Annotated in this window: 12 protein-coding genes and 4 pseudogenes; all 16 read right to left on the bottom strand. The window is 39.9% G+C overall.

All coding sequences use genetic code 11. From position 1 onward, the window contains the following. Positions 1–393 (bottom strand): RHS repeat-associated core domain-containing protein (locus HMPREF9144_RS13940; RefSeq protein WP_306420068.1); only part of this gene is annotated, 393 nt, incomplete at its 3' end. Between the two features lie 82 nt (positions 394–475). Then, complete coding sequence (locus tag HMPREF9144_RS09505) at positions 476–685, bottom strand: hypothetical protein (protein WP_006045782.1); 210 nt, start codon at positions 683–685, stop codon at positions 476–478. A gap of 2 nt (positions 686–687) precedes the next feature. Next, positions 688–876, bottom strand: coding sequence for a hypothetical protein (locus HMPREF9144_RS09500; protein WP_006045781.1), 189 nt, complete (start codon positions 874–876; stop codon positions 688–690). After that, a complete protein-coding gene (locus tag HMPREF9144_RS09495; RefSeq protein WP_006045780.1) occupies positions 866–1,243 on the bottom strand; it encodes a hypothetical protein in 378 nt (125 codons plus the stop codon). Before HMPREF9144_RS09495 ends, HMPREF9144_RS09500 begins: the two co-directional genes overlap by 11 nt. Positions 1,244–1,249: 6 nt before the next feature. Further along, positions 1,250–1,561 (bottom strand): hypothetical protein, encoded by a 312-nt coding sequence (locus HMPREF9144_RS13820; protein ID WP_006045779.1) that lies wholly within the window; start codon positions 1,559–1,561, stop codon positions 1,250–1,252. A 125-nt stretch (positions 1,562–1,686) separates the two neighbouring features. Then, positions 1,687–2,067, bottom strand: a complete 381-nt coding sequence (locus HMPREF9144_RS12975; protein ID WP_257009660.1) for an RHS repeat-associated core domain-containing protein — start codon at positions 2,065–2,067, stop codon at positions 1,687–1,689. A 27-nt stretch (positions 2,068–2,094) separates the two neighbouring features. After that, a complete protein-coding gene (locus HMPREF9144_RS09480; RefSeq protein ID WP_006045776.1) occupies positions 2,095–2,562 on the bottom strand; it encodes an Imm44 family immunity protein in 468 nt (155 codons plus the stop codon). A gap of 371 nt (positions 2,563–2,933) precedes the next feature. After that, positions 2,934–3,122, bottom strand: a pseudogene (locus HMPREF9144_RS14010) (RHS repeat-associated core domain-containing protein); the annotation flags it as partial. A gap of 28 nt (positions 3,123–3,150) precedes the next feature. Continuing rightward, a pseudogene (locus tag HMPREF9144_RS13815) lies at positions 3,151–3,261 on the bottom strand (RHS repeat-associated core domain-containing protein); the annotation flags it as partial. A gap of 58 nt (positions 3,262–3,319) precedes the next feature. Beyond that, entirely contained in the window at positions 3,320–3,862 is a 543-nt protein-coding gene (locus HMPREF9144_RS09470) for a hypothetical protein (RefSeq protein ID WP_006045774.1), read from the bottom strand. A gap of 212 nt (positions 3,863–4,074) precedes the next feature. Continuing rightward, positions 4,075–4,254, bottom strand: a pseudogene (locus HMPREF9144_RS14005) (hypothetical protein); the annotation flags it as partial. 789 nt (positions 4,255–5,043) lie between these two features. Beyond that, positions 5,044–5,474: pseudogene (locus HMPREF9144_RS09460) on the bottom strand (RHS repeat domain-containing protein); the annotation flags it as partial. 1,086 nt (positions 5,475–6,560) lie between these two features. Beyond that, positions 6,561–7,907, bottom strand: a complete 1,347-nt coding sequence (nhaA, locus tag HMPREF9144_RS09455; protein WP_006045771.1) for a Na+/H+ antiporter NhaA — start codon at positions 7,905–7,907, stop codon at positions 6,561–6,563. 1,498 nt (positions 7,908–9,405) lie between these two features. Beyond that, positions 9,406–9,930: a hypothetical protein gene (locus HMPREF9144_RS09450; protein ID WP_006045769.1), complete on the bottom strand. Its 525-nt coding sequence runs from the start codon at positions 9,928–9,930 to the stop codon at positions 9,406–9,408. 129 nt (positions 9,931–10,059) lie between these two features. After that, the gene (locus HMPREF9144_RS09445) at positions 10,060–10,719 is read right to left on the bottom strand and encodes a ParA family protein (protein WP_006045768.1); all 660 of its coding nucleotides are present in this window, start codon (positions 10,717–10,719) and stop codon (positions 10,060–10,062) included. 63 nt (positions 10,720–10,782) lie between these two features. After that, positions 10,783–11,478, bottom strand: a complete 696-nt coding sequence (locus HMPREF9144_RS09440) for a hypothetical protein (RefSeq protein ID WP_006045767.1) — start codon at positions 11,476–11,478, stop codon at positions 10,783–10,785. Between the last annotated feature and the right edge of the window lie 385 nt (positions 11,479–11,863).

Here is an 11,863-nt window from a genome sequence, read left to right as displayed (position 1 = left end):
AGCTCTGTCCATCTCCTTTGTCGTAGATATATATTGCGTGTTTAATTTACCATTTTCCACATACTCTTGAATGCTATAGTTTGCATTAGCATCCTTGGGCTGAATACTAGTACCTGTATTAACAGATGATTCTTGTATAGGATTAACTGCTCTATAAACAACAATTAAACCATAAAAATCTACAATTGCATTAGGATCTTTTACATATCCATACAACGTTGGATTGCCACCCATTAGCCCAATTGGGTCTTGGCTGATGTATGCTCCAGTCCTTGGGTCGTAGTAGCGGAACCTATTATAATAAAGTCCCGTCTCAACGTCCTCATACTGCCCCTGGTACTTGAACGGAATGAAGGAGGATTTATTGTTGCCCGTCCTCTTCCTTCCGAAGATGTCAAGTTCCTGCTCCCATACCTTGTTGCCCTCCTTATCAATCGGGGCGACAATGCCGCCACGCGAAACCGTTTATCTCTAACTATAATCGAAAATTAGCTATATACACCTTTGCGAATTGTTCTATTGTCTTATCCGAATAGCTACCACCTTTTGCATACGCTAAGTCCATGATTTCAATTGTCAATTTATCTAGTTCTTTTGAATCCACAACAATAGAATGTTTTCTTAATTGACGTTCTATGACACGTTTGCATCTTGCAATGTCATTACTTGTAGCGTAGGGTATCATAATTAATGTAAATCTAAATGTTCAATTTTATCTACTTTTATTTCTTTATGAGTAATTGCTTGTGTTGCACCTCCTTTACCAAATTCAGGGAAATCCTTCGTTATTGGTTCTAAATAATCTGCCTTTCCCCATTTTCCCTTAGGAATTTCAACATCATCTACTATTTGTAACGTATCGAAACTAGCTTTCACTGATGCATATTTTGATGCCTGCTTTGGTACACATTTGTTTTACTCGTTTAAGAATATAGTCTTTTTCCTTTCTTGAAATATGTGAATCAAACCTCTTCTTATACCTAATATATCCTTTTCCTATTCCTGTCTTATCATCAAATTTTTCAAAATATTCGATGTTGTCTAAAGACTTCTCTTTTTTATAATCTTGATACAATTTGATATAAGATGAATATATGACAAAGTCGCACTCATCTGAAGATACCATTTCTGAATCAATATAGTAAGAAATTCCCGTAGAGGTTACATACTCAATACCTCCACGTCTTAATAGTGCCAAGAACTCTCCATTTTCTCCCCTTACCGTGTACTTTTCTTTATCCATAGCCTATTAATGATGAATTTGTTTAACTTTTATATTGCCATCTGCATCAATCCTATGTTCAAAGACGGGAATTCCTTTTTTCTTTAAAATAGGTAACTCATCTTGTTCCCAAACGCTATTTGCTCCTCTATATTTAGGCTCATAAATAAAGACATGAGCTTCACCTACAGTACTTCCTGCAAAGTCTTTAGAGGTTTCCTGCCAATATAAGTCATTCAAGCTATCGACAATATTATCAAGAACTTTTCCTATACGCAAATCTGTAGAATGTGCACCAGAGGAATCTAACTCATAAGTTGAAAATAAAAATACGCTCATACTTTTTGCTTAGTAATAATGTTTATTGCCAGCAGGCAGGTGGCCATGCTCTTCGTTATACTTTTTTAATAAGCTGTTTTCCAGTTGACGATCAGCTTTTTTTGTTCCTCCCTGTGATATTGGTTTCATCTTAACACCTGCAGGAATAATGTTTCCATCGCATCAAAGGTGACAGCTGTGGCCTTTGATCTATTAATCCTTGCTTCGTCAAGACGCACTTGAGAATATCTGGTCTTAGGGTGTTGAGTTTCTCCTATTTTGTAAGCATCACCTTTATTCAGTTTTGTATATGCAATAGGATCTTTTGTTCCATATTCGTAGACAGGATACCATCCATCATGAGTCGCAACCAACGCATACACATCTAGCCCTAAGAGATCTAATTGGGAATTAGGTGATTTAACATGTGAATACAAAGTAGGATTCTCGCCTACCAACCCTATCGGGTCTTGGCTGATATAACTCCCCGCATTCGGATCGTAGTAACGGAAACGATTATAATACAGTCCAGTCTCGGCATCTTCGTACTTTTATTACCTTTTATGGAAATTTTCTTTTATATATTTTATTCGTTCTTCCAGCATGGGAATGAATGCTGCAGCATCAAAATCATGAAAACGTCCAATGTATTTTCTTAAACACGATTCTACATATAACCATACCTCATCACAAAGATTATCGATCATTTCATCCTCAGATAATTTCAAAAAATTATCTAAAATCAACATTTGATCTATTACAAGTCTTTCTTTCTGTTTTATATACCGAGCATACGATTTTAAATTCCCCTCTACAATCTCACTTTCATAAAACAATCTCAAAACAATTAGCAACGCATTATGGTTACTTCCTTCTTTGCATAATTTGTTTGATATAGAATTTTGCCAAATTGTATCCTGTAGATTATCCATAAAATAGTCTACAACTCTGTTCAGTAACTCTAACTTTAATTGAGTCCCTGGATAATGCTGTTCGCACAATATCTTAAAAAAAACTGCCATAGTTTCATTCTTTAATGGAAGGTCTTATTTCCAGCAGGTAATTTACCATGCTCTTTATGATACTCTTTTAATTTCATTGTTTCTAAAAGCCTGTCTGCACTTTTAGCCTCTCCTGTATCAATATACTTCATATTTAATCCGGCCGTTTGTCCCTGTATAGCTTTTCCATCAGGTCCAATCATAACAGAAGTAGCCTTAGACTTATTTATTCTTACCTCATCCATCCTTGTAGAAGAATATCTATTTGAGGATTTTTGAGATTCACCTATCTTATATACATCACCTTTATCAAGTCGAGTATAAGCAATGGGGTCTTTTTTCCCTTTTTCATAGACAGGATACCAACCGTCAGAAGAGGCTACAAGTTTGTAAACATCTAATCCTAGGATGTCCAACATATCATTAGCATCTTTCACATACCCGTACAACGTAGGATTGTTACCAGCCAACCCTATCGGGTCTTGGCTGATGTATGCTCCAGTCCTTGGGTCGTAGTAGCGGAACCTATTATAATAAAGTCCCGTCTCCTTATCCGCATATTGTCCCTGGTACTTGAATGGTATGAACGCGGATGGCCGTTTCCTTTGCCGCACCGTTGATGTACACGCCCTCCATCGTACCGTAACTCTTCATGATACGTTCACCGGCGGCGTTGTAAGTATAACGACTCGTCTTACCGTTGTCAGAGAGTACCATCAGGCGGTTCTCCTCATCCCAGTATAGCATATGATCATAAGATAAATATCTTTCTAATAGATTACATGCTATATTTATTTTTTAATTTATCGATTAAATTCCGATGAAAATTCTTAAGTAAAAAGTTTTTATATCTTATATTTTTTACCTTCTTTTTATCATTACATAAAGTAATTAATGTAATGTGCGTTATTTTAATTTTTGAATTAAAAAATCCAATATAGATGTGATACTCAAAAGTACAACTCTGCCCTTTTTCAAACCACAATTCAAATCCATTTCCATTTTCTTTAAGACTTTCGTTCCCATCAATATAACCATAAACGTCATTAGATATAACATTATCAAATCTATAAAAGTGAGAATCACGCTTAATCAAAAGAATCCTATTTTCCCCTTTATCAACGTATTTTTCACAACCGTCAGCTGTCATACTATAAGGGCTAAATATAGCTATTTGGGTATTCTGTCCATTTAAGGTAAGGCTATCAACAATAACATACTCTTGTGGAATTAAATATCCTTGCCATTTTCTTTGAGCTTTCCCATTTATACTAGGAGCTGAAAAAATAAGAATGAATAAAATAAGAATAAACTTTTTCATATAAAATTATTTTTTACGCCAGAATATAGTTCTACCAAATGTACCTGTCGCTATTAGAGAGAATTTTGCTGTACTTTTGCCATCATGAATAAAAATTCCATTCCTCTCAAAAACGGGTGACACCCGCATCTTTGATTTTATCCTCTGTAAATAGCTTTCATTTCGATAAACATAATCTTTTCTGATATTATCTGGTATTGTTATTTTATTATACTGCCTAAATGATCACTGTGATAGAAGAAAGTTTCTTCTTTCGTGGTATCGTTAGGAATATAGCCATATCCAGCCTGAGGGTCATCAGGGTTGCTTGGGTCGTTCCAGCTTACAGGTGGACCAGGGTAGACGACGGAGCCGCTGTTGCTCTCGTTAAATCTTATCTGTGGGCAGTCGTTGCATCTTATCCACGAAACGAATGGTTCGCCCTGTTCAAGCAGGGCTTCCTTTCTGATATATCCTTCCTCGCCAGCGAACCAGTTGCCTACTATGAGGGCTGTGCATGGCTTTTGTTGCCCTGTTTTGATATAGGGACGTGCTTGTATAGATGTTCCATCGCTTTTTATAGAATGCAAACTATCTATGCCTGTAACAAGAAGTAGTTTTTTCTTTTTCTTTGTTGAAATAGAATATATATCTAACAAATAATCTTGCCAATTCTTGTCTATAGTGTCTATCCTTAGTTGCAAAAAGGTTCCTTTGACATAAAGACATTTGAATAGATATGCTTTGTTTGATGCGGTATTATAATAGGGTAAGGATTTTATCTCTTGAAGCAAGAGATGTTTTTTATCAGAGATATTGCTATCGATCAGCCCAATTTGTTTGAATAGCTTTATATCCGTAGAGTCCGGAAAAATAAAGATTGTATCGCTTTCTGTTTTATTGTCCGTTACCTCTTTCCATATATTTTCTTGATTAATATTATTTTTTCCAATTTTTATCGGAATAAAATAAGTTCTGTATCTGCTATCAATAGCTGTGTTATAAGAATGTTTATGATGTCTTCTTATCTTTTTATGTGATAAATCGCTCTTATTGTAAACAGCTATGTAATATCCTGCAAAGATATTTGAGGTATCTCTGCTTTGAGCATTTATCTTCCGGCATGGAAATGTATAGAAAACTATTACCAATAATATAATTGTCTTTATCATCTAATAGAGGAAATCAAAACTTTAACTCATCAATGGAGCAATAATCCGTCCGAACGACATCACCATATCATACGATGCACGCTTCGCCTTACCACTGGCATGAATAAGACGGTTCAGCTCATCATATTCATACGTATGCATACTCCTTCCTCCCAACTTCGCCTTGTTGAGTCTCGTCAGCGACGTTGGGTCGGCAGCATTCGTGATACCGAGGATATTATCCACGGCATCGTAACGATACCTGTTCTCCATCACAGTCTGACCGTCCGCTGTAAGGTTCATCACCTGCAGACGTTCACGCTGCTTGTCATATGTATAGGTGGTCTCCGTGCCATTACCGAGCTTCGTATAGACCATGTGACCCTCCTTGTCGTAACCTATCCTATCAACAATAACGCTCTGACGTCCCTGTTTATTGCTCGTCAGACTCTCCACCTGTCCTGATTGTAGTGATAAGCCACCACTTCACCGTCAGGATAAGTCATCGTCTGCACCCGGTTCCAGCTGTCGTAGGCATACCAACTGCAAATATACAACATTTATTTTGTAAATGTGTCTTTAGATCATGGGAAAACGGGGAAGGATAGGGTGTGTTGTGCGTGCAAATGTAACCAAGCGAAAAGCATCAAAATCCCTAATTAAGTTTAATGTTTAGTTGCTGTCACTTTTAACACTTTGCTTAATTAGCTTATACACAGATGATTAAAAGCAGAAGAAGAGTGATAGAAATGACAGCAAAATAGGAAATGGTATACGGTAGGCTTGTGTACTTGGGTGGGAAAGGGCGACTGATAGTTATGGGATACGCCTGTTAGTGGTAAAACGCTCCAGCATATCCACATTATCAAATACGTGTTTTCACATTATTAAATACACATTTCCACATCATCACACACACATTACCGTTTGTCATTTTGTGGGTGTATACGTATATGCGGGCGCGATAAATCGGACCCCTACGGCTGCGAACGGTTTGCGAAAATGCTGCTGACGGTCTGCGATAATGCAACGAACACACCGTGAAAAACCCACGAACACCAACGAAATACACACAAAACACTCCGCAAAATACCAACAAACATTCCGTGAAATACCAACGCTCACCCACGAAATGGGGTGCGAACATTCCGCCAGGTGTAGGGGACCGATTCATCGTGCCCGTATCCTAACATTATCAAATATGTATATTCACGTCATCAAATATGTACATTCACATCATCGCACACACATTTCCACATTATCAAATACGTGTATTCACGTCATCAAATACATGTTTCCGTTTCATCGCACACACATTTCCACATTATCAATTACGTGTTTTCACATTATTAAATACACATTTCCACATCACCGCACACGCATTTCCGTTTGTCATTTTGTGGGTGTATACGTATATGCGGGCGCGATAAATCGGTCCCCTACGGCTGCGAACGGTTTGCCAAAATGCTGCTGACGGATTGCGATAACGTTGCGAACACCAACGAAATACACACAAAACACTCCGCAAAATACCAACAAACATTCCGTGAAATACCAAGCGCTTAACCTCAGTTAGGCGCTTTTTTTATGCCACGATTAGACTTACGCAAGCACATATATCCTACAATTCCACCCATGATGGATGCTGCAAAAATGCCTATCTTAGACTGTATGGCATGTTCGGGCGATGTAAAAGCAAGCATCGTCACAAACATAGACATGGTGAAACCTATGCCTGCAAGAAAACCCAACCCAATAATGCTGCGCCAAGTTATGCCACGCGAACGCTTACCAATACCCAAACGCTCGCATATCCACACAGCAAAGACTATTCCCACTGGCTTACCAACAAGCAAACCGGTCATAACTCCAATGGCAACTCCATTGGAAAACAACATGCCAAAATCTAAATCAACAAACGAAACGCCAGCATTGGCAAGCGCAAAGATGGGCATCACCACAAATGCAACAAAGGGATGAAGCCCATGTTCGAGCCGTTGAAGTGGCGGAGTGGCCTTTGCCGACTCGACTTGTACGCGTGCCAATATCTCCACTTGTTCGGGTTCGAGGGTTCGCACATCATTGGACGCAGCGTTTTCAAACTGTCGCGTAAGCTTCTTAATGCGTGCTAGGAATGCTGCTTCGGGTATACGAGCATCGGCAGGTATAACCATAGCCGCCAAAACTGCTGATATTGTGGCATGAATACCCGATGTGAGGAAGGCCACCCACACTCCGCCAATACCCAAAACGCCATAAAACCACACGCTTTTTACACCCAAACGATTGCCCACTAGCATCACTGCAAGCACTACAAAGCCTATGGCTAAGCTGGCAAATGAAATTTCGGTGGTATAGAAAAGTGCGATAATAACCACCGAACCAAGGTCGTCGACAATGGCTAACGTGGTGAGAAACACCTTCGCCGACACAGGAACGCGATTGCCCAAGAGCTGAAGCACAGCCAAAGCAAAGGCTATATCCGTGGCCATGGGTATGCCCCAACCATGCGTTGTGGGAGTTGCAGCATTGAAAATAAGATAAATAACCGCAGGAAAGAGCATGCCACACAGGGCTGACACTACTGGAAGTGTAATCTTACGAAGGTCGCGTAGCTCGCCACCAATAAACTCACGCTTGAGTTCCAGCCCCACAACAAAGAAGAACATCGACATCAATCCATCGTTAATCCAATGTTCTAAACTAAAATCCAAATAGTTTTGACCATTGATAGAGAAACCAAAATGATGCTCAAGAAAATGTGTATAAGTGTCGCGCAAGGGCGAATTGGCTAACACTAAGGCCAATAACACAAAGATGCCAAGCACAATACCGCTTGAATGCTCGCGGTGCAAAAACTGTAAAGTGGGTATAACGAGTCGGTTTTCTAATTCTTTTTGATACTGTTGTCTCATCTATTGCTTATAATATATATCCTTAATTCCGCAGCATAAATTCTTGTGAGAACTCCAAGTGCCTGAGAAACAAAGTTCTCAAAACACTTAGATATGTCAGAAATTTCACCTATCTTGGTGCTGCAAACATAACAAGTAAGCAAAAATCTGACATGACAAAGGTAGCAATTAAAAACGAGAATATCACTTCTTTCGGTGGAATTTATCATATTATGGACGTTTTCTCAAAGTGCAAATGTAACCAAGCGAAAAGCATCAAACCCCTAATTAAGTTTAATGTTTAGTTGCTGTCACTTTTAACACTTTGCTTAATTAGCTTATACACAGATGATTAAAAGCAGAAGAAGAGTGATAGAAATGACAGCAAAATAGGAAATGGTATACGGTAGGCTTGTGTACTTGGGTGGGAAAGGGCGACTGATAGTTATGGGATACGCCTGTTAGTGGTAAAACGCTCCACAAGATACCAACAAACATTCCGTGAAATACCAACGCTCACCCACGAAATTGGTTGCGAACACTCCGCCAGGCGTAGGGGACCGATTCATCGTGCCCGTATCCTAACATAATCAAATACGTATATTCACGTCATCAAATACGTGTTTCCGTTTCAACGCACACGCATATCCACATTACCGAATACGTGTTTTTACATTATTAAATACACATTTCCACATCACCGCACACGCATTTCCGTTTGTCATTTTGTGGGTGTATACGTATATGCGGGCGCGATAAATCGGACCCCTACGGCTGCGAACGGATTGCGATAACGTTGCGAACACCAACGAAATGTCCAACGAACATTCCGTGAAATACCAACGCTCACCCACGAAATTGGTTGCGAACACTCCGCCAGGCGTAGGGGACCGATTCATCGTGCCCGTATCCTAACATAATCAAATACGTATATTCACGTCATCAAATACGTGTTTCCGTTTCAACGCACACACATATCCACATTATCAATTACGTGTTTTCACATTATTGAATACGTATATTCATTTCACCGAATACGTGCATTTGCATTACCGCACACGCATATCCACATTATCAATTACGTGTTTTCACATTATTAAATATGTGCATTCATTTTATTACACGCACATATCCGTTTGCCATTTTGTGGGTGAATACGGATATGCGGGCACGATAAATCGGTCCCCTACGGCTGCTGACGGATTGCGATAACGTGGCGAACACCAACGAAATACACACAAAACATTCCGCAAAATGCCAACGAACAATCCGTGAAATGCGCAACGAACATTCCGCCAGACGTAGGGGACCGATTCATCGTGCCCGTATCCTAACATTATCAAATATGTATATTCACATCATCGCACACGCATATCCACATTACCGAATACGTGCATTCACACCACCGCACGCACATTTCCGCCACCCTTTTTGTGGGTGAATACGGATATGCGGGCACGATAAATAGGACTTTTACGGCTGCCAATGGGTGGCAACACGCCACTTCTCCCCTACTCTACTACAACAAACTGTCGCCGTAGATGGCTTCTTTTATGTTCTTTTCGTGGTCGAACACGAAACGGGCTACTATGGAACTGAGCAGCGCTGTTGATGGCATTTTTATGCTGTTGGCTGACTTCAGACGGTCGAGAACACTTTTTAAATCGGAGTCTATATACACTGTTGCCAACTTAGAATCGCGCAACTTGTATTCTTTAGCCAGGTCTAAAAACATCTGCCAACTGTCTGTGGTATCGCCTTGTTGTAGTGTGTATTCGCGCGCAAGCTCTTTTCCTTCGGCTTTTGGCAACTTTTTAGCTGCCGGAGCCGACCTGTCTTTCTCGTCGGCAGGTGCCGCTGGCTTGGTGTGCAGGGTGGGTTCGTGGTGCACAGGCTCGCGAATGGGTTCGGGTTCGGGTGCTATTTCTTCTTCGGGTTCGGGCTCTGCAGGGGGTGTAACTGTGGGTTTCTCTATGCCTTGCACCTTGTTTACTAATCCAGAAATACCGCCTGGCATTATAACTCTTGTTTTTTTCTTTACCATAATAGTATGTTGCTTTATTTTTTTGCTGTATGTTCTAGTTTTTAAAAACCTACTTTTTGCGTTGCAAAAGTATGGTTTTTGGCGTGCAAAAACCCACTTTTTACATTGCAAAAAGGGGGTTTTGCATGTCTACTTCATTCGTTTTATCATATATTCGAATGCTCCCTTCACTGCTTCTCGCTGTGTGGCAAGCAGTTCGAAGGTGTTTATGCGCTTCAGTGTAGCCCTACTGTTCACCATAGGAGTAACCTTTCCAATCTGCGAAAATATGTCGTTGGTGTCGCTCCACATACGTTGCTCGTCCGATGTTCCTATACGGGGGTCTATTCGGTTTGGCACAAAAAATATTTGAGCGTGCATTTCTGGGTTCACATCTTTTAGGGCATTAATAACCTGAACGAACACTCCGGTAGAGTCTAACGTCTTGTCTTCGTATTCGTAAGGGCACACAATGTAGTCGGCATTGGTGAAAAGGGGCACCAATCCGTCCTCGCTTACGTTACCTGGAGAGTCGAATAGCACGTAACCTTCTACCTCTGAAGCCGACTCCATTAGCTGTTGCATCAGCTCGGGAGCACTTACATCGAAGCTTTGCACACTGTATGGCTCTTCTTCGTCGTATATTTGGACGTCTTTCTGACGCTGCATTAAAATGGTTTTCTGTAAGTCGGTGTCGATAATACACACGGGTTTGCCTTTCCAACTTAAATAATTGGCAAACAGCATACATAGTGTGCTCTTACCTACTCCACCTTTCTGATTTGCAAATACTACTTTAATATTCTTCATACCTTATTATATTTTATATTATTATGTTTGTTCGTAAATAAATTTTCCACCTTATATATCGTATTAATGGTTGAACGATGTGTCGAAATGGTTGTTGTCGGCGTCCGTTTTGTTGCCTCTATACTTTAGCATTCGGGTTAAAAGCAAGAAACAACCGGTTTGAAACGCAATCGAAATTGTGAGCGTGATGGCTGTAAACAGACTTGGAAAGTTAAGCAAAACCAGCCATGTAGATGCAACAATAAAAATAAACGCTAACAATGCCGCAAGTAGCGCATAGCGAAGATAGGCGCACAACTTGCTGGAAGCGTGGAAATAAACCCACGCAAACACACCGAACGCAAACACAAGGTAGAACAAATGGGAAAGAAACGCCGTCCAATCGAGTAAGTCGGGAAGGTCTTCGGTGCCATAATAAAGCAACGAAAATTTGCCCAAAATGGCATAAACAACACCTAACCCCATAACTGTAGTGAGCACGTTGGCACACCTAACAAGGGACTTTTGGTGCCCTACCCCATTTAAACCACGCTGCAAAATGGCTAAAAATGCCACTTCGCAAAACAAAATTAACCCTTCGGCGGTGATGGAAACTACATCAGAAACCGACACGCTACCCTCTGTAAGCGTCTCGCCACACTGGTTTACCATAACCAGAAAAAGAGCAACGGTGCAAAAAACATACACTATTTCTAACACCTTAAGCACTTTTAGCTCGTTAGAACGCAGACTGAAATGGTCTATTATAAGCTTTTTCATATTTGTATATTTCTATTTTCGGACTGCCATTTCGCTATAAAAGCAAGGCAAAATCCAACATTTTATGTTTTTATATATTTACTTTCGGGCTGCCGTTTCGCTATAAAAGCAAGGCAAACACCAACATTTTATGTTTTTATATATTTATTTTCAGGTCGCCGTTCTGCCATAAAAGCAAGGCAAAATCCAACAGTTTATGTTTTTATATATTTACTTTCGGGCTGCCATTTCGCTATAAAAGCAAGGCAAATACCAACATTTTATGTTTTTATATATTTACTTTCGGGCTGCCATTTCCGCTATAAAAGCAAGGCAAATACCAACAGTTTACATTTTTATATATTTATTTTCGGGCTGCCATTATGCCATAAAAGCAAGGCAAAAA

Source organism: Prevotella pallens ATCC 700821 (assembly GCF_000220255.1).
Classification (GTDB): Bacteria; Bacteroidota; Bacteroidia; order Bacteroidales; family Bacteroidaceae; genus Prevotella; species Prevotella pallens.
This window is presented reverse-complemented; position numbering and strand designations above follow the sequence as displayed.

Excerpts from the sequence above, each read along its gene's own strand:
- HMPREF9144_RS09445 (WP_006045768.1), bottom strand. The coding sequence starts at position 10,719 with ATGAAGAATATTAAAGTAGTATTTGCAAATCAGAAAGGTGGAGTAGGT.
- HMPREF9144_RS09470 (WP_006045774.1), bottom strand. The coding sequence starts at position 3,862 with ATGAAAAAGTTTATTCTTATTTTATTCATTCTTATTTTTTCAGCTCCT.
- HMPREF9144_RS09440 (WP_006045767.1), bottom strand. The coding sequence starts at position 11,478 with ATGAAAAAGCTTATAATAGACCATTTCAGTCTGCGTTCTAACGAGCTA.
- HMPREF9144_RS09505 (WP_006045782.1), bottom strand. The coding sequence starts at position 685 with ATGATACCCTACGCTACAAGTAATGACATTGCAAGATGCAAACGTGTC.
- HMPREF9144_RS13820 (WP_006045779.1), bottom strand. The coding sequence starts at position 1,561 with ATGAGCGTATTTTTATTTTCAACTTATGAGTTAGATTCCTCTGGTGCA.
- HMPREF9144_RS09495 (WP_006045780.1), bottom strand. The coding sequence starts at position 1,243 with ATGGATAAAGAAAAGTACACGGTAAGGGGAGAAAATGGAGAGTTCTTG.
- nhaA (WP_006045771.1), bottom strand. The coding sequence starts at position 7,907 with ATGAGACAACAGTATCAAAAAGAATTAGAAAACCGACTCGTTATACCC.
- HMPREF9144_RS09480 (WP_006045776.1), bottom strand. The coding sequence starts at position 2,562 with ATGGCAGTTTTTTTTAAGATATTGTGCGAACAGCATTATCCAGGGACT.
- HMPREF9144_RS09450 (WP_006045769.1), bottom strand. The coding sequence starts at position 9,930 with ATGGTAAAGAAAAAAACAAGAGTTATAATGCCAGGCGGTATTTCTGGA.